We start from the raw sequence: 16,596 nt of genomic DNA, 5'->3' as shown, positions 1-16,596 counted from the left end.
TCAGATCACCACGCCGGGATTCAGGATCGCGTTCGGGTCGAGTGCGGCCTTGATCCGCTCGGTCAACGCCATCACGTCCGGCCCCACCTGATCGGGTAGCCAGGCCTTCTTGAGCCGGCCGACACCGTGCTCCCCGGTGATGGTGCCGCCGAGTTCGATCGCGAGATCCATGATCTTCCCGAAGACCACCTGTGCTCGCGCCGTCATGTCCGCGTCGGCGGGGTCGTAGACGATCAGCGGATGGGTGTTGCCGTCCCCGGCGTGGGCGATCACGGCCACGGTGACATCGTGTTCGGTTGCGAGATCGGCGATCCCGCTCACCAGTTCCGGCAGTGCGGGGATCGGCACCCCGACGTCCTCGAGCAGCAGACTGCCGGTGCGCTCGACGGCCGGGATCGCCATGCGACGGGCGACGGTGAACGCCTCGCTTTCCTCGGGATCGTCGGTCGCGAACACGTCGTCGGCACCGGCTTCGCGGCACGCCCGCACCATGATCTCGATCTCCTCCGCGGCCGCGCTGCCGGGTGCGTCGGAGCGGGCGATGAGCATCGCCTCGGTGGTGCGGTCGAGTCCCATGCGCAGCATGTCCTCGACCGCGCCGATCGACGCCCGGTCCATGAACTCGAGCATCGCCGGGCGCAGGACCGCGGTGATCGCGACGACGGCGTCGGCGGCGGCCTGCACGGTGGCGAAGGTCGCGACCATCGTGGAGGCCGGTGGCGGCGGTGGGACGAGCCGCAGGGTCACCTCGGTGATGACCCCGAGGGTGCCCTCGCTGCCGACGAACAGCTTCGTCAGCGACAAACCCGCGACGTCCTTGACCCGAGGGCCGCCGAGCCGCACCGCGGTGCCGTCGGCGAGGACCACCTCGAGTCCGAGCACGTAGTCGGTCGTCACCCCGTACTTCACGCAACACAACCCACCGGCGTTGGTGGCCGCATTGCCGCCGATCGTGCAGATCTCGAACGACGACGGATCCGGCGGATACCAGAGCCCGTGTTCGGCCGCGGCCTGCTTCACCTCGACGTTGAGCAGACCGGGCTGGACGACGGCGGTGCGGGTCGCGGTGTCGACGGTGATCGCCCGCATCTTCTCGGTGCTGAGCACGATCCCGTCGGCGAGCCCGCCGGACCCGCCCGACAGACTCGTGCCGGCACCGCGGGGCACCACCGGCACCCGGTGGGCGTTCGCCCACCGCAGTGTCGCCTGCACGTCCGCGGTGGACGTCGCGCGCACGAGAGCGAGCGGAACCGCGGCGTCCGGATCCTGCGCGCGGTCCTGCCGGTAACCGGCGAGGATGTCGGGATCGGTGACCAGCGCGCCGGCGGGCAACCGCCCGGCAAGTTCGTCGAGCACCAGGGTCGGGTCGGTGGTCGGGCGGCTCATCCGCGCACCGGCTCCACGTAGCGCGCACGGAGCTTGTGCTTGACGAGTTTGCCCGTGGGGGTGCGCGGGAGGTCGTCGGAGAAGTCGATGCTGCGCGGCGCCTTGAAGTGCGACACGCGGTCGCGGACGTAGGCGAGCAGTTCCTGCTCGAGTTCGGGACTCGGTTCGACCCCGTCGACGAGCTGCACGACGGCCTTGACCGCCTCACCCATCTCCTCGTTCGGCACGCCGATCACCGCGACGTCGAACACCTTCGGATGCAGAGTGAGGACGTTCTCGGATTCCTGTGGGTAGATGTTCACGCCACCCGAGATGATCGTGAACGCGGCCCGGTCGGTGAGGTAGAGATAGCGCTCCTCGTCCAGATAACCGATGTCCCCGCTGGTCGTCCACGTCGGATGTTCGGGGTGCGTCGCCTGTTCCGTCTTCACCGGGTCGTTGTGGTACTCGAACGGACGCTCGTCGCGTTCCCACCACACCGTGCCGATCGATCCGGTGGGCAGCTCCTGCCCCTGGTCGTCGCAGATGTGGACGGTGCCCAGGCCTCCGTCGCGGCCCACCGAGCCTGGATGCGCGAGCGCCTGTGCGGAGTCGATGAACGTCGCACCGGCGCCCTCGGTGGAGGCGTAGTACTCGTTGATCACCGGTCCCCACCATTCGATCATCGCGCGCTTGATCTCGGGCGGGCACGGTGCCGCGGCGTGGATCGCGACCTTCATGCTCGACACGTCGTACTTCGCGCGGGTCTCCTCGGGGAGCTTGAGCATCCGGACGAACATCGTCGGCACCCACTGGCTCGCCGTGACCGAGTACCGGTCGATGAGCGCGAGTGCCTCCTCGGGATCGAAACGGTCCATGAGGACCACGGTGCCGCCGACCGACTGGATCGTGCCGCAGAAACGCAGCGGCGCAGCGTGGTACAGCGGCGCGGGGCACAGGTAGACGGTGCTGTCGTCGAACCCGTACATCGGGGCGAAGACCGCGGTGTACGGGTCGGGGATGTCCTGGACCTGCCCGTCCGGAAGCTTCGGCTTGATGCCCTTGGGCCGGCCCGTGGTGCCCGACGAGTACAGCATGTCCTGGCCCCGGGGCTGGTCGTCGAGTGGTGTCGCGTCGAAACCGGCGAGCGCGGCGTCGTACTCTTCGAAACCGGCCGGCGACCCACCGAACGCCAACCGGTGGGTGACGCCGGGATACGCGCCGGGGGACAGGTCGACCGCATCGACGGCCTGCGCCGACACGACGATGGCCTTCGCGCCGCAGTCGTCGACGATGTAGGCGGCCTCGGCCGGGGCCAGGTGCCAGTTGACGACGGTGATGTAGAGACCCGAGCGCAGCGCTGCCCAGTAGACCTCCATGACCCGCAGGTCGTTGTTCGAGATCAGGGCGATGTGATCGCCGCGCTCGAGGCCGAGGGACCTCAGGTACTTCGCCAGCCGGATCGAGCGTTCGTCGAGTTCGCGATAGGTCAGCGACTCCCCGGTGGCGGGGCGGATGATCGCGGGTTTGTCGGGCGTGGTGGCGACGAAGTTCCCTGGATACATGCCCAAGGTCTACCACAGGATGTGGTGCAGACCACATATCCTCTGATTGGGCGCAGTGTCGTCGGGTACCCGTGCGGAAGGACCACGGAAGGAGAAGACGATGCCGAATCCGTCGATCAAGAACGAGAAGATGTACGAGGAGCTCCGCGAGGACGGCGCCTCGAAGGAGAAGGCGGCCCGGATCTCCAACGCGGCTGCGAACGAGGGCAAGTCACAGGTCGGGAAGAAAGGCGGCAAGTCCGGCTCCTACGACGACTGGACGGTCGACGACCTGAAGAAGCGTGCGAAGGAACTGGGCATGACCGGTTACTCCGACATGAAGAAGGACGAACTGATCGACGCACTGCGCAACCATTAGCCGACCGGACCCCCGAGTTCGCGCGCCGAAACGAGCTTCGCCCCTGCTGTGGGGGCGGCGAGCCTCGTTCCGGCGCGCGAACGTCGTTCGGGATCAGCCGAATTCGACTCCTTGGGCGAGTGGCAGATCCGTCGAATAGTTGACGGTGTTCGTCGCCCGGCGCATGTACGCCTTCCACGCATCCGATCCGGATTCGCGCCCACCGCCGGTGTGCTTCTCCCCGCCGAAGGCACCACCGATCTCGGCACCCGAGGTGCCGATGTTGACATTGGCGATGCCGCAGTCGGATCGGGCGAGGAACAGTTCGGCCTCACGCTGGTCGAGTGTGAAGATCGACGACGAGAGTCCTTGCGGTACATCGTTGTGCAACGCGATCGCCTCGTCGAGGTCGTCGTAGACGAGGACGTACAGGATCGGGGCGAAGGTCTCCTCGCGCACCACCTCGGTCTGCGCGGGCATCCGGACCAGCGCGGGCGAGACGTACACGCCGCCACCGGCGACCTCCACCCGTTCGCCGCCGACGACGAGCGTGCCCCCGTCGGTCTGTGCACGGTCGAGCGCCGCGGTCATCGCCTCGTAGGACCGTTCGGAGATGAGCGGACCCACCAGGACGCCCTCGTCGAGCGGATTCCCCACCCGCAGACCCGAGTACGCCTTCGCGATGCGCTCGACGAACTCGTCGGCGATCGACCGGTGCACGATGAGCCGGCGCAGGGTCGTGCAGCGCTGGCCCGCCGTTCCGGCGGCGGCGAACACGACGCCTCGGACGGCGAGATCCTGATCGGCGGACGGAGCGACGATCGCCGCATTGTTGCCGCCGAGCTCGAGCAGGCTCCGGCCGAATCGCGCCGCGACCCGCGGCCCGACGATCCGCCCCATCCGGGTGGAGCCGGTCGCACTGACCAGCGCGATACGAGGGTCGTCGACGAGCGCTTCACCCACCGTGTGGTCGCCGAGCAGAAGGTGATGGAGTCCTTCGGGTGCGCCGACCTCGGCGGCAGCTCGGCGCAGCAGGGCGTCGCACGCGAGCGCGGTGAGTGGGGTGGTCTCCGACGGCTTCCACACCACCGGGTCGCCGCACACCAGCGCGATCGCGGTGTTCCACGACCACACCGCCACGGGGAAGTTGAACGCGGAGATCACGCCCACCACGCCGAGCGGATGCCAGATCTCCATGAGGCGGTGCCCGGGTCGCTCGGACGGCATCGTCCGCCCGTAGAGCTGTCGCGACAGACCGACGGCGAACTCGCAGACGTCGATCATCTCCTGCACCTCGCCTGCGGCCTCCGACGGGATCTTTCCCGCCTCGAGAGTGACGAGTTCGGCGAGATCCGACTTGTGTTCGACGAGAAGTTCGCCGAGCCTTCGCACCACGCGGCCGCGCACCGGAGCGGGGATGTCCCGCCACTGTTCGAAGGCCTGTGCCGCCGCTGTGATCGTCGCGTCGACCTCGGCGGCCGAGTGGACCGGGAGGTGCCCGATCACGCTGCCGTCGATCGGGCTGGTCACCGCGAGCGCCGCGTCGTCGGGCAGGGCGTCGACGCCGCACTGCCTCAGAGCGGTCGCCGCGCGATCGGCGAGATCGGTGGTCGCATTCATCGGTGAGCTCCTTTACTGCTCGGATACCCTGCGCTGGTGCCCGAATCCTCGAGAAACGACTCGTCGAAGGAGTCGCTGGACGACATCGATCGGATGCTGCTGCGCGAACTGGTCGCCGACGGTCGCGCGACGCTCGCGGCGCTCGCCGAGAAGGCAGGACTGTCCGTCTCGGCTGTGCAGTCGCGGGTGCGCCGACTCGAGGCGCGCAACGTGATCCGCGGATACAGTGCGCGCGTCGATCCCGAAGCGCTCGGGCTGATGTTGTCGGCGTTCGTGGCGATCACCCCTCTCGACCCGTCGCAACCCGACGACGCACCGGCCCGTCTCCGGCACATCTCCGCGATCGAATCGTGTCACTCGGTGGCGGGCGACGAAAGCTACATCCTCCTCGTACGTGTCGAGTCTCCTCGCGCTCTCGAACGGCTGCTGCAGGAGATCCGTGCGACCGCCAACGTCGCGACCCGCAGCACCGTCGTCCTGCAAACATTTTACGAACGATAGGCATCTACGCCGTAAGTGTTGCTGTGATACCGGGTTTGCCCCGTTGATTATCGCGTACGGTGGGGTCATGAGCACTGCATTCCGAAACCCGGACGGTGCCGAGAACCTCGCCCCCGACCGGGTACACAGCATCCTCGGCCGGCACATGCTCGCCGACGGTTTCGACCTCGTCCTCGATCTCGACCGTTCCCGCGGAGTACGCCTCGTCGACGCCCGGGACGGAACCACGAGGCTCGACATGTTCGGGTTCTTCGCGTCGTCCACGCTCGGGATGAACCATCCGGCGCTGACCGATCCGGAGGCAGCGCACGAACTCGCCGCCGTCGCGGCGAACAAGCCCAGCAACTCCGACATCTACACCGTGCCCATGGCACGCTTCGTCGAGACCTTCGTGCGCGTCCTCGGCGATCCGGCGCTGCCGCACCTGTTCTTCGTCGACGGTGGTGGGCTCGCAGTGGAGAACGCGCTCAAGGTCGCGTTCGACTGGAAGAGCCGCCTCAACGAGTCCCGTGGTCTGCCCGCCCACCTGGGCGGATCGGTGCTGCACCTGACCGAGGCCTTCCACGGCCGCACCGGGTACACCCTGTCTCTGACCAACACCGATCCGGTCAAGACCGACCGGTTCCCCAAGTTCGACTGGCCGCGGATCGACGCGCCCTATCTCGCCGAGGGACGCGATGTCGCCGCGGCCGAGGAGAAGGCCCTCGAACAGGCACGCCGCGCCTTCGCCGAACGTCCCCACGACATCGCGTGCTTCATCGCCGAACCGATCCAGGGGGAAGGCGGCGACCATCACTTCCGTCCCGAGTTCTTCCGGGCGATCGCACAGTTGTGCCGGGAGAACGACGCCCTGATGATCTTCGACGAGGTGCAGACGGGTGCCGGCACGACCGGCACCGCGTGGGCCTACCAGCAGCTCGGCGTCACCCCCGACATCGTCGCCTTCGGCAAGAAGACGCAGGTGTGCGGGATCATGGCCGGTGAACGCATCGACGAGGTACCCGACAACGTGTTCGCCGTGAGCTCGCGGATCAACTCGACGTGGGGCGGCAATCTCACCGACATGGTGCGGGCCCGCCGCATCCTCGAGGTCGTCGAACACGACAGGCTGATCGACCGCGCCCGGTTGAGCGGAGCGCACCTGCTGTCGGGGTTGCAGCAGATCGCCGCGCGACGACCGGTCGTCACCGAACCGCGGGGACGCGGACTGATGTGCGCGGTCGATCTCCCGACTCCGGAGATCCGCGACGAGGTGCTGCGACGGCTGTACCGCGACGAGCACGTCCTCGTGATCGGGACGGGCACGCGCGGCATCCGCTTCCGGCCGCCGCTGATCGTCACCACCCACGAGCTCGACGAGGCCCTCGACGCGCTCGACAGGGTGACCTCGCAGTACGAATGACGGGGCGGGTCCCCCTGTTCGGGGCCGCACGGCGGTAGCTTGTCGGATATGGCCGATGCACTGGACGAGACCGTGACCGGCGGCGAATCCTTCGCGATTCCGTCGCTCGCCAACCTGAGGGACATCGGCGGTTGCCGTAGTTCGTTCGGCGGCGTGGTCCGCACCGGGGTGGTCTTCCGCTCCACCGACCTCAGCCGCCTGACCGACACCGACATCGAGACCCTCGATGCCCTGAGTATCGCGACGGTCTTCGACCTGCGCACGCTCGAGGAGCAGCAGGCCCGTCCCGATCGCGTCCCCGACGGCGCCCGGCACCTCGGCCTCGACGTCCTCGCCGATCGTGAAGGCGGATCGATCGCGGCGGCGCTGCCGCAACTCGTGTCGAATCCGGAGTTGGTGTCGCAGATACTCGGCGACGGTCGCGCCGCCGACTACCTACGTCAGAGCTACCGCGATTTCGTCACTCTTCCGAGCGCAGTGGCGTCGTACCGGACCCTGGCCGACACCGTCGCGCACGGCGACGTTCCGGGGCTCGTGCACTGCAGTGCCGGCAAGGACCGCACCGGGTGGGCGGCGGCGTCGCTGCTCCTGTTCGCCGGCGCCGACCAGGAGGCCGTGTTCACCGACTATCTCCGCACCAACGACGAACTGCTCCCGCATTTCGACGACTTCTTCGCCCGGTTCGCATCGCTCGGCGGCGATCCGGACCTGATCACGCCCCTGCTCGGTGTGCGCCGCGAGTACCTCGAGGTGGCGATCGACGAGGCGTTGTCGCGCTACGGAACCATCGAGCAGTACTTCGCCGCCGGACTCGGTCTCGACGACGACACCCTGCAGGCCCTGCGGACCCGGCTCGTCGATTCGAACGTGACCGCCTGACCGTCACCTCGGCGCCGGCGTGCTCAGGGTCGGCACGGGGACCGGACCGTAGCGTCGCCACCGCGGTCCGGGTGCGTAGGAGCGCAGCTCGTCGACTCGGCGTGCGACAGCGTCGGGATCGGTGAGTTCGGCGCGGGCGTCGGGGTCGCGGAGATAGTGGTCGAGCACGGCGTCGAGGAGTTCGGGTGCGATCTCGAACCGGCGCCGGTCGATGCGGGCAGTATGACCGGGGCGGCGTCGGGATGAGGGACGTAGGTCGCTGTCCTTGCGGTCGTCGATGATCCGCCACGGCAACGGAACTCGTGCGCTCGTCACGGCGCCCCACTGCGGCAGGGCGACCAGCACGACGTACAGGGGATCGGGTTGAACGCCGGATGCCGTGGCGTTCCAGGGTATCCAGGTGTCGGTGGCGTGATCGCTGAAGCAGATTCCGTCCACGGAGAGTGCGATCCGGCCGGGGCGCAGCGTCCGCCGGGCGACGAAGAAGTAGAAACCGACCTGCCACGAGCAGATGACGATCGTCATGATCACGTTCTCGCTCGTCCGGTCTCCGGCGTTCGGGGTCGTCCAGACGGCGGCGAGCAACATCAGCGTCAGCATCCCGATCTGAGCGGGAGCGGCCCAGAAGACCGAAGGTGACTGTCGCAGAACCAAGGCCGGGAAGTCGGTTTCGGTTTCCGCGACGATGTGCTCCGCTCGGGTGCGTGGGCTGTACATGAGGAAACCGATCACCGGATACACCAGAACCGTTGCCCCCAGAGCCAACAGGAAGGTCGTGCCGGTGGGTGCTTCGAGTGGCATTCCTGCTGTTGCCTGTTCGACGAAGACGCCGACGAGAAGTGCGGGGAACAACAGGCCGACGACGGCTGTGAACACGATGACGTACAGTGCCCGCGGATTTCCGTAGGTGCGGAGGTCGGAACCGTCAGAAAACTGCATCGAGAACTCCTCGTCCCAGTCGCGTCACTCCACCGACGGTCGCGTCGAGGAGATCCGCCGTAGCGTCTGCTGCACCTCCGAGTTCGTTCACCCCGGCCATGACCGTTCCCAAGGCGGAGCTCGTGCCCGACTCGTAGATGTGGTCGACCATGCCGGATGTGAAGATTCCGCCGGCGGTTCCCGCCAGCACACCGATCACAGTGCCGACAGCGGTGCCGGCAATGGGAACGACCGATCCGACTGCGGCTCCTACCGCGGCGCCGGTCGTCATCGATGCCATCAGACCCGCGCTGTTGGAGGCCACAGCCTGTTCGAGCGACTCGCCGCCGGCGAAAAAGTCCAGCCCGACGCCGGCGACGAAACCGAGAGCGTTTGCGGCCCCTGCGACTCTGGCGACAGTTCGGGACAGCGGTACCGCGTCGTCGAGGTGTCTGCCTGTGTCGGCGAGGTCTTGAAGCGGATGCTGAGCGATATCGAACAGACGTCGCAGTTCACCGTAGGGTGTGCCGTCCGGCAGTGCGAGAAATCGTTCCATCGACAGGAGTGCTGCGTTACGAAGACTCTCCCGAAGCTCGAGCAATGCCTTCACCCGACCACTCCGGTACAGGTCGGCGGAGTCGAACCCGGTGGTTGTCAGAAAAGTCGCGGACCACACGTGTCCGATCCAGGTGTTCACGGCAGTTGCGATTGCGACCGACCATCGAGCGTGCACCGCCTCGGCGGCTGCGCTCGCTTCTTGATACGCCGAGGTCCTTCGGAAAGCGGCTTCGTCGTCACCCGGGGGAGGATCGCTGATCGTGTTGCACACCACCGGCAGTCCCGCGGCCGCGGCGCGAGCGCGGATGTCGGCCATGTCGGACAGGGCGCGCGACAGTTCGCCCGCCAGGCCCGCGAAGACATCGGCGGTCCTCGATGTCCGCTCGTGGAAATCGTCGATGGCGTGGACGTGTTCGCTCGACCTGTCGAGGTAGGTCTCGGAAGCGTCGCCGTCCCAGGCGTCGTCGGCGATGCGACGCGCCCGGGCCGCGGCGTCGGCGACGTTCCCGATCGTGGTGCCCAGCGTCGTGCGAATCCAGTCCTCGACCCGTCGGATGTCGGTGGGGTTGCCGGCGATGAAGGTGTCGATCGGCACGGTCACTCCGACCAGGTCCGGACGAGCGCGGCGGCGGCCTCGTCGTCGGCGTCCCGGTACGTCTGCGCTGTGGTCGTCAGCAGGCCACCCGTTCCGCCGAGGAGCTCGACCATGCCGGCGAGGTCGGTGACGATCTGCGCAAGCATGCCGGTGAGCGGGCCGGTCGCGAGACCCGCGTCCACGCTTGTGGGGCAGGTGTCGACGAGATCTGCGGTGTCCGTGGCCGCACCCGTGTAGATGCCTGCGGCCCGATCGAGTTCGTCGGGATCGACGTACAGGCTCATCTCGCGTCTCCGGAGGCCGGGTGTCGACGTTCCGCTTCGGGTATCGGGACGTCGAGCAGCAGCGAATCCCACGGCTGTGCCTCACGCAGTCGCGGGAGCACGTGCGTGGGCAGCACCAGCCACGGTTGCCCGGCGCCGCAACAGGAGTGGAGACGGTCGAGTGCCGTGTAGGCGAGCAGCGCGATGCGGCCGTCGCTGAGATATCGATAGTCGACGGTGGCATCGGCCGGATCCGAGACCGCTTCCGCGCACGGTAGGTAGAGATACGGCGGGAGCACCGTCGGTAGTGCGTCCGCGACCTGTTCCTGCGACATTCGTTCCCCCGTGAGCAGCCCGTCCGATCCCCCGTCGGACTGTCGGCGCGGAGGAGGCTACCAGCGTCAGGGTTTGTGACGAATCACGGGTTGATGCTTACGGTTTCGACCGCGTGCGAGAACGTGAGCCGACGACGGCCGCGACGGCGAGGCCGATCGCAACGCCGACGAGATCGGCGCACCAGTCCCAGAACGATCCGGAACGCCGGACCGCGACGGTGGCCTGGAGGATCTCCGTCAGCACGCCGTAGAGACCCAGCCACACCACCGTGACGACGGGGGAGATCCGTGCGTAGCGGGAGCAGAGCGCGAGGGCCACGAACATCAGTGCGTGCGTGACCTTGTCGGCGTGCGGCGGACCGCTCGGCACGGTGCCGCCGGGGGAGAGCAGCATCGCGGTGATGACGACGACCGCGACGATCAGTGGCAGAGTGCGGTGCCGGAGGAGCGTGGACGGCACGGTTCAGGCGTTCTTCTTCTCGCCCCGCCGGGCGTCGGCGTCGCTGTCGGTGCTGTGCCCGTCCCGGTCGCGACCGGCGAACAGGACGATGCCCATCGCGGGGATCAACAGGAAGAACAACCACGTGTCGAACGTGAAGAACAACACGAGCGCGACGAGTGGGGTCAGTCCCATCACGATCTCGCGCCAGCGCTCGGAATCGTTTTTCGGGGTGATCACCGGCAGGTCGTCGCGGGTCGTGGTGGGCAGCTCCGTGACGTTGGCGGGCAGGTCGGTGAACAGCACCTGGAGATCGCCCCGCGTCGTGGCGGCCGACGCCTTCGCGCTGCGTTCGTCGAACTCCGACAGTGTCAGCCGGCCGAGTGCGAAGTGTTCGCCGAGCAGGTCGAGCGCCTCACTGCGTTCTGCGTTGCCGATCCGGATGTCGGGGTGTTCTGACATGCCGGTCACACTAACCTGTGCCGTCGGGCCGGCGACAGCCACGGGCGCTCCTCGAAAGGCTGTGATACCCGCTACAGGATCTCCGCCGGAGTAGGAAGGCGCGGCCGGGCACCGCGAGGTCAGGACGGGCCGCGGCCCTCGCCGAGGAGCCGGTAGGCCCGGCGACCGACGACGAACAGCACGCCGAAGGCGATGAGCAGCGCGATCGGATGCCGGAAGACGACGATCACGAGCAACGCGACCAGGATGAACGGAACCAGCGTGAGCAGCTGTTCCACCAGATCACGCGGCCCGGTCGTAGCCATCGCCGCCGGCGCGGAGGGCAGGTCGGCGAAGAGGGGGATCAGGTCGCCGCGCACCGTGGCCTGCGTGGCGAGCGCGACCCGCTCGTCGAACTCCGCCAGGCTGAGACGGCCCGCGGCGAAGTGCTCGCCGAGCAGCGCGACGGCTTCTTCACGCTCGGCGGTGCCTATGCGGATGTCGGGGCGGTCGGCCATGACTCCAGGCTAGTGGTTTTTCGCGCGCAGGAGCCGGGCCGCGACACGGCCGATACGACGAGTCCCCCGCATCGTGAGCGATGCGGGGGACTCGTCGGGAGCTGCCGTGTTGCCCGAGCGTTGCTCGAGCGGCGTCCTACTTGATCTCGGTGAGCACGGTGCCCTGGGTGACCGCGGCACCCGGCTCGACCGCCAGGCCGGTGACGACGCCCGCCTTGTGAGCGTTGACCGGGTTCTCCATCTTCATGGCCTCGAGCACGGCGATGAGTTCGCCCTCGGCGACCTCCTGGCCCTCGGTGACCGCGACCTTGACGACCGTGCCCTGCATGGGTGCGGTCACCGCGTCGCCCGACGCCTTGCCGGCGCCGCCGCCACCGCGCTTGCGGGGCTTCGGCTTCTTGCGGATCGCGCCGGCACCGCCGCCGTTACCGCCGAGCGAGAACTGGCCGGGCAGCGACACCTCGACGCGGCGTCCGCCGACCTCGACGACGACGTTCTGACGCGGCAGGGCCTCGTCCTCGTCCTCGATCGGGGCACCACCGGTGTACGGCTCGATGGTGTTCTCCCACTCGTTCTCGATCCACTTGGTGTAGACGTCGAACTTCTCGCCGTCGCCCACGAACGCCGGGTTCCGGACGATGTGGCGGTGGAACGGGATCACCGTGGCCAGGCCCTCGACCTCGAACTCGGCCAGCGCACGGGCAGCGCGCTGCAGCGCCTGCTCGCGGGTCTCACCGGTGACGATCAGCTTGGCGAGCATCGAGTCGAACTGACCGCCGATGACGTCGCCCTGGACGACACCCGAGTCGACGCGCACGCCGGGGCCCGTGGGCTCCTTGTAGACGGTGATCGGGCCGGGGGCGGGGAGGAAGCCGCGACCGGCGTCCTCACCGTTGATGCGGAACTCGAAGGAGTGGCCGCGCGGGGTCGGGTCCTCGGTGAGCTCGAGCTTCTCGCCGTTGGCGATGCGGAACTGCTGACGCACGAGGTCGATGCCGGCGGTCTCCTCGGTGACCGGGTGCTCGACCTGCAGGCGGGTGTTGACCTCGAGGAAGGAGACGGTGTCGCCCTGCACGAGGTACTCGACCGTGCCGGCGCCGTAGTAACCGGCCTCGCGGCAGATGGCCTTGGCGGAGTCGTGGATGCGCTTGCGCTGCTCGTCGGTCAGGAACGGCGCGGGGGCCTCCTCGACGAGCTTCTGGAAGCGGCGCTGCAGCGAGCAGTCGCGGGTGCCGGCGACGATGACGTTGCCGTGCTGGTCGGCGATGACCTGGGCCTCGACGTGGCGGGCCTTGTCGAGGTACTGCTCGACGAAGCACTCGCCGCGACCGAAGGCGGCGACGGCCTCACGAGTGGCCGACTCGAACAGTTCGGGGATCTCCTCGATGGTCTGCGCGACCTTCATGCCGCGTCCACCGCCGCCGAAGGCTGCCTTGATCGCGACCGGCACGCCGTACTTCTTCGCGAACTCGACGACCTCGTCGGCGTTCTTGACCGGGTCCTTGGTGCCGGCCGCCATCGGAGCCTTGGCGCGCTCGGCGATGTGGCGGGCGGTGACCTTGTCGCCGAGGTCGCGGATGGACTGCGGCGAGGGGCCGATCCAGATGAGGCCGGCGTCGATCACGGCCTGGGCGAAGTCGGCGTTCTCGGAGAGGAAGCCGTAGCCGGGGTGGATGGCGTCGGCGCCGGACTTGGCGGCGGCGTCGAGGATCTTGTCGAACACCAGGTAGGACTCGGCCGAGGTGTTGCCGCCCAGCGCGAACGCCTCGTCGGCGAGCTTCACGAACTGTGCGTCTGCGTCCGGTTCGGCGTAGACGGCGACACTGCCGTAGCCCGCGTCCTTGGCGGCTCGGATGACCCGCACAGCGATCTCGCCGCGGTTCGCGACGAGCACCTTCGTGATCTGCGCGCTGGCATGACTGGGCACGGAGCCTCCTGTTGATCGATCGTTAGGTTATTTCCGTCGACGGGCAGTCTAAGCGGCGATCGGATCGACGATGTAACCGGATGCCCATATACATTACGGCGGCCGTTCGAGCGCACAATGCTACTCACCGGTAGGTGGGACTGCTGCCGTTTCCGGCTGCGCGATCCACGGCCCACCCACCGCGACCTCGTGCATCAGTTCGCGAGTGCGCGTGAGAAGGCTCGGAACGTTCTCGCCCGCGATGGTGTTGTCGGGGAATCGCGCCGACATGTTCACACCCTCGGGCGTGCGATTGATCCACACGTAGACGTCGTGCGTGAAGCTGCGGCTGCGCAGCGCCTGGGCGTTCCATTCGGGCCACTGGGCCGCCATCGGCACGAACCGCACGTCCATGTACGAGACGACGAAACGGGGACGAATGGGCACGCCGAGGAGTTCACCCACCCGCACGAACGGCACCCGGGCGCTCGCGCGGGTGCGGTGCAGTTCGTCGCCGGCCCGCATCGCCAGAGTGTCGAAATCCGTTGTGTCCGTGAGCTTCAGATCGATCGGGCGCAGGCCGACGAACCAACCGAGCGAACCCGCCCAGATCGGCCCGGCGCGGGTGTGTGCGGGCGCGACCGTCCGGAACCGCTCCGCGCCGGTGAACTCGGCCGTCGCCCGGCCGAAACACGCCAGCACACCGGCGAAGAAACCCGTCCCGGCGCGCCGGCAGCACGCCGCGAAGGCACTCGCCTCGTCGTCGTCGAACCAGCGTTCCGAGAGTCGCTGCTGGGGTGTGGCGTGCGCGGGTCGCGGACCGATCGGAAGGGGGAAGGCGGGCGGTTCGCCGCCGCATTCGGTGAGGGTCCGCCGCCAGATCTGCACGGCCTCGTCGTGGTCGTCGAGCTGCGCGGAGTCGTCGCGTTCGGCGGCGCCGAAATCGATGTAACTGCCCACCGGGAACAGGTCGGCGGCGCGACCGGTGCGCTCCTCCTCGTAGAGCGCCGAGATCTCGTGCGCCACGAGCACCACCGAGTACCCGTCGATGATGGAGTGGTCGGCGCCGAAGAAGACCGTGAACCGCTCGTCGGTGTCCTTCGCGCTCCCCGCGTCGTCGGCATTCCCGTCCGGTGTCCGCTCGAGCGTCGCGAAGACGTAGGACGGCCACAGGTGCGGCGTCGTGTAGTCGTCGAACAGGCCGAGGAGGTGGTCGTGGATGGTGCCGGGATCGGCGGGATCGTGCCGGATGGGCCGCACCGACACCCGGCCCGGGGGAGCGGTGCGCCGCACCAGACCGCCGCTCTGCTCCTCGGCGAGGTGCGCGTGGCTGCGCAACGGTTCGTGCCGGTCGATCCACCGCTGCAGGGCCCGCCGGAACCGCTCGGTGTCGAGCGGACCGGCGACCTCGAAGGCCGTGCCGAGCCACGAGTCGCGGCCCCCGCCGTACCGGACCCCCGAGGTACGCCTCAGATGCGCCTCGTGGATGTACGAGGCGGGGCGGGGGTCCTCGCGCCAGTCGTCCTCGGCCGCGCACGGCAGCCATTCGGTGAGAACACCCGGGGGGATCCGGTAGTCGGCGAGCTCGGTGAACTCCATGACCGCGTCAGGCTCGGAGGTGCCGCTTGATACGCGTGAGCATCGCGCTCATTCCTCGCAGCCGCAGCGGGCTGACCGCCTCGGCGAGCCCGAGCGACGCGTAGAAATCGTCGGGTACGTCGAGGATCTCCTGCGCGCTCAGACCATCGAGTCCCTGATGCAGGATCGACGCGAAGCCGCGCGTGGTCGGCGCTTCCGCGGGGGCGCTGAAGTGGAGCTTCACCCGCGAACGGTCTGATGCGTCGACGGACAGGAACAGCGGCGACTGGCACTCGGGCACCGGCTCCATCGCCGCCTCCTCCAGCTCCGCGGGAAGGGGCGGGAGCTCGCGGCTGAACTCCAGTAGCAACTGCAGCTTGTCCTGACCCTCGACGGCGGCGAAGTCGTCGACGATCTCGGCGAGCGGGGCGGGGATGCTCATGCTGCCGGCGCTTCTCCGGGCTCCTCGCCCTTGACGATGGGCACGCGGACCGCGTTGCCCCACTCGGTCCACGAACCGTCGTAGTTGCGCACGTTCGAGTATCCGAGCAGGTAGGTGAGCACGAACCAGGTGTGGCTCGAACGCTCGCCGATCCGGCAGTAGGCGATCACGTCGGCATCCTTGTCGATGTCGCCGTAGATCTCCTCGAGTTCGGGCCGCGAACGGAACCGGCCGTCCGGCGCCGCCGCCTTCGCCCACGGGATCGACACCGCGGTGGGGATGTGGCCGCCGCGCAGGGCGCCCTCCTCCGGGTAGTCGGGCATGTGGGTGCGCTCGCCGGTGTACTCCTGCGGCGACCGCACGTCGACCAGCGGGCCCTTGCCCAGGTGCGCGAGGACGTCGTCCTTGAACGCGCGGATCAGCGCGTCGTTGCGCTCGACGACCGGGTAGCCGCTCGTCGTGGCGACGGGGATGTCGAGGGTGGTGTCGCGGTTCTCGGAGATCCACGCGTCGCGGCCACCGTCGAGCAGACGGACGTCCTCGTGACCGAAGAGGGTGAAGACCCACAGCGCGTAGGCGGCCCACCAGTTGGACTTGTCGCCGTAGATGATCACGGTGTCGGTGCGGCGGATGCCCTTGCGGTCCATCAGCGCGGCGAACTGCTCGCCGTCGATGTAGTCGCGGGTGACGGGGTCGTTGAGATCGAGATGCCAGTCGATCTTCACCGCACCGGGGATGTGCCCCACGTCGTAGAGCAGGACGTCCTCGTCGGACTCTACGACCTTCACTTCGGGATGGCCGAGATGAGCGGACAACCATTCCGTCGACACGAGACGGTTGGGATCCGCGTAGACGGCGAACGAAGGGTTGCTATCGGGTGCGACGGGCACATGGGCTCCTGAGGCTGTGGTGGCAGGTGCGCCGTCGATTCTAG

General features: G+C 68.2%; 18 protein-coding genes. 4 read left to right on the top strand and 14 right to left on the bottom strand.

The annotated features are described in order from the left end of the window. Both U9J23_RS16590 and U9J23_RS16585 read right to left on the bottom strand, forming a co-directional pair. Positions 1-1,386 (bottom strand): FAD-binding oxidoreductase, encoded by a 1,386-nt coding sequence (locus U9J23_RS16590; RefSeq protein WP_059382301.1) that lies wholly within the window; start codon positions 1,384-1,386, stop codon positions 1-3. Further along, positions 1,383-2,930 carry an AMP-binding protein gene (locus U9J23_RS16585; RefSeq protein ID WP_272267164.1) on the bottom strand — a complete coding sequence of 516 codons (1,548 nt, stop codon included), beginning with the start codon at positions 2,928-2,930 and terminating at the stop codon, positions 1,383-1,385. The genes U9J23_RS16590 and U9J23_RS16585 overlap by 4 nt, the downstream gene beginning before the upstream one ends. A gap of 100 nt (positions 2,931-3,030) precedes the next feature. Between U9J23_RS16585 and U9J23_RS16580 the strand changes: the two genes are divergently transcribed. Continuing rightward, on the top strand, positions 3,031-3,288 hold the full coding sequence (locus U9J23_RS16580) for a DUF7218 family protein (RefSeq protein WP_059382299.1): 258 nt from the start codon (positions 3,031-3,033) through the stop codon (positions 3,286-3,288). Between the two features lie 93 nt (positions 3,289-3,381). Here U9J23_RS16580 and amaB read toward each other — a convergent pair whose 3' ends face one another. Beyond that, positions 3,382-4,887, bottom strand: coding sequence for an L-piperidine-6-carboxylate dehydrogenase (amaB, locus tag U9J23_RS16575; RefSeq protein ID WP_059382298.1), 1,506 nt, complete (start codon positions 4,885-4,887; stop codon positions 3,382-3,384). A gap of 36 nt (positions 4,888-4,923) precedes the next feature. Between amaB and U9J23_RS16570 the strand changes: the two genes are divergently transcribed. The 3 genes from U9J23_RS16570 (at position 4,924) to U9J23_RS16560 (ending at position 7,669) form a co-directional block, all read left to right on the top strand. Continuing rightward, positions 4,924-5,388, top strand: a complete 465-nt coding sequence (locus U9J23_RS16570; protein ID WP_016692799.1) for an Lrp/AsnC family transcriptional regulator — start codon at positions 4,924-4,926, stop codon at positions 5,386-5,388. Between the two features lie 67 nt (positions 5,389-5,455). After that, on the top strand, positions 5,456-6,790 hold the full coding sequence (gene lat, locus U9J23_RS16565; protein WP_272267166.1) for an L-lysine 6-transaminase: 1,335 nt from the start codon (positions 5,456-5,458) through the stop codon (positions 6,788-6,790). Positions 6,791-6,838: 48 nt separating this feature from the next. Further along, the gene (locus U9J23_RS16560; RefSeq protein WP_272267168.1) at positions 6,839-7,669 is read left to right on the top strand and encodes a tyrosine-protein phosphatase; all 831 of its coding nucleotides are present in this window, start codon (positions 6,839-6,841) and stop codon (positions 7,667-7,669) included. Positions 7,670-7,672: 3 nt separating this feature from the next. Here U9J23_RS16560 and U9J23_RS16555 read toward each other — a convergent pair whose 3' ends face one another. The 11 genes from U9J23_RS16555 to U9J23_RS16505 all read right to left on the bottom strand — a co-directional run bounded on the left by U9J23_RS16555 (position 7,673) and on the right by U9J23_RS16505 (position 16,552). Then, the gene (locus U9J23_RS16555; protein ID WP_272267169.1) at positions 7,673-8,608 is read right to left on the bottom strand and encodes a hypothetical protein; all 936 of its coding nucleotides are present in this window, start codon (positions 8,606-8,608) and stop codon (positions 7,673-7,675) included. Continuing rightward, a complete protein-coding gene (locus U9J23_RS16550; protein ID WP_326598908.1) occupies positions 8,595-9,740 on the bottom strand; it encodes a hypothetical protein in 1,146 nt (381 codons plus the stop codon). Before U9J23_RS16550 ends, U9J23_RS16555 begins: the two co-directional genes overlap by 14 nt. 2 nt (positions 9,741-9,742) lie before the next feature. Then, a complete protein-coding gene (locus U9J23_RS16545) occupies positions 9,743-10,024 on the bottom strand; it encodes a hypothetical protein (protein WP_059382293.1) in 282 nt (93 codons plus the stop codon). Beyond that, complete coding sequence (locus tag U9J23_RS16540) at positions 10,021-10,338, bottom strand: SAV_915 family protein (RefSeq protein ID WP_059382292.1); 318 nt, start codon at positions 10,336-10,338, stop codon at positions 10,021-10,023. Before U9J23_RS16540 ends, U9J23_RS16545 begins: the two co-directional genes overlap by 4 nt. A gap of 97 nt (positions 10,339-10,435) precedes the next feature. Next, the gene (locus U9J23_RS16535) at positions 10,436-10,798 is read right to left on the bottom strand and encodes a VanZ family protein (RefSeq protein ID WP_059382291.1); all 363 of its coding nucleotides are present in this window, start codon (positions 10,796-10,798) and stop codon (positions 10,436-10,438) included. A 3-nt stretch (positions 10,799-10,801) separates the two neighbouring features. Continuing rightward, positions 10,802-11,239 carry a DUF1707 SHOCT-like domain-containing protein gene (locus U9J23_RS16530; RefSeq protein WP_059382394.1) on the bottom strand — a complete coding sequence of 146 codons (438 nt, stop codon included), beginning with the start codon at positions 11,237-11,239 and terminating at the stop codon, positions 10,802-10,804. Between the two features lie 119 nt (positions 11,240-11,358). Beyond that, positions 11,359-11,736 (bottom strand): DUF1707 SHOCT-like domain-containing protein, encoded by a 378-nt coding sequence (locus U9J23_RS16525; protein WP_059382290.1) that lies wholly within the window; start codon positions 11,734-11,736, stop codon positions 11,359-11,361. 136 nt (positions 11,737-11,872) lie between these two features. Beyond that, the gene (locus U9J23_RS16520; RefSeq protein ID WP_085468532.1) at positions 11,873-13,663 is read right to left on the bottom strand and encodes an acetyl/propionyl/methylcrotonyl-CoA carboxylase subunit alpha; all 1,791 of its coding nucleotides are present in this window, start codon (positions 13,661-13,663) and stop codon (positions 11,873-11,875) included. Positions 13,664-13,783: 120 nt separating this feature from the next. Further along, positions 13,784-15,241, bottom strand: coding sequence for a condensation domain-containing protein (locus U9J23_RS16515; protein WP_106199206.1), 1,458 nt, complete (start codon positions 15,239-15,241; stop codon positions 13,784-13,786). Between the two features lie 7 nt (positions 15,242-15,248). Continuing rightward, entirely contained in the window at positions 15,249-15,662 is a 414-nt protein-coding gene (locus U9J23_RS16510; protein ID WP_059382287.1) for a SufE family protein, read from the bottom strand. Next, entirely contained in the window at positions 15,659-16,552 is an 894-nt protein-coding gene (locus U9J23_RS16505; RefSeq protein ID WP_059382286.1) for a sulfurtransferase, read from the bottom strand. Before U9J23_RS16505 ends, U9J23_RS16510 begins: the two co-directional genes overlap by 4 nt. Between the last annotated feature and the right edge of the window lie 44 nt (positions 16,553-16,596).

It is taken from the genome of Rhodococcus sp. PD04 (genome assembly GCF_035918275.1).
In the GTDB taxonomy this organism is placed as follows: domain Bacteria; phylum Actinomycetota; class Actinomycetes; order Mycobacteriales; family Mycobacteriaceae; genus Rhodococcus; species Rhodococcus rhodochrous.
Note: the sequence above shows the minus strand (reverse complement) of the source record. Positions and strands in the feature narration are given on the sequence as shown.

Bases quoted from the DNA above. Each gene is read 5' to 3' on its own strand.
- U9J23_RS16590 (WP_059382301.1), bottom strand. From the start codon at position 1,386: ATGAGCCGCCCGACCACCGACCCGACCCTGGTGCTCGACGAACTTGCC.
- U9J23_RS16585 (WP_272267164.1), bottom strand. From the start codon at position 2,930: ATGTATCCAGGGAACTTCGTCGCCACCACGCCCGACAAACCCGCGATC.
- U9J23_RS16580 (WP_059382299.1), top strand. From the start codon at position 3,031: ATGCCGAATCCGTCGATCAAGAACGAGAAGATGTACGAGGAGCTCCGC.
- amaB (WP_059382298.1), bottom strand. From the start codon at position 4,887: ATGAATGCGACCACCGATCTCGCCGATCGCGCGGCGACCGCTCTGAGG.
- lat (WP_272267166.1), top strand. From the start codon at position 5,456: ATGAGCACTGCATTCCGAAACCCGGACGGTGCCGAGAACCTCGCCCCC.
- U9J23_RS16560 (WP_272267168.1), top strand. From the start codon at position 6,839: ATGGCCGATGCACTGGACGAGACCGTGACCGGCGGCGAATCCTTCGCG.
- U9J23_RS16555 (WP_272267169.1), bottom strand. From the start codon at position 8,608: ATGCAGTTTTCTGACGGTTCCGACCTCCGCACCTACGGAAATCCGCGG.
- U9J23_RS16545 (WP_059382293.1), bottom strand. From the start codon at position 10,024: ATGAGCCTGTACGTCGATCCCGACGAACTCGATCGGGCCGCAGGCATC.
- U9J23_RS16540 (WP_059382292.1), bottom strand. From the start codon at position 10,338: ATGTCGCAGGAACAGGTCGCGGACGCACTACCGACGGTGCTCCCGCCG.
- U9J23_RS16530 (WP_059382394.1), bottom strand. From the start codon at position 11,239: ATGTCAGAACACCCCGACATCCGGATCGGCAACGCAGAACGCAGTGAG.
- U9J23_RS16525 (WP_059382290.1), bottom strand. From the start codon at position 11,736: ATGGCCGACCGCCCCGACATCCGCATAGGCACCGCCGAGCGTGAAGAA.
- U9J23_RS16515 (WP_106199206.1), bottom strand. From the start codon at position 15,241: ATGGAGTTCACCGAGCTCGCCGACTACCGGATCCCCCCGGGTGTTCTC.
- U9J23_RS16510 (WP_059382287.1), bottom strand. From the start codon at position 15,662: ATGAGCATCCCCGCCCCGCTCGCCGAGATCGTCGACGACTTCGCCGCC.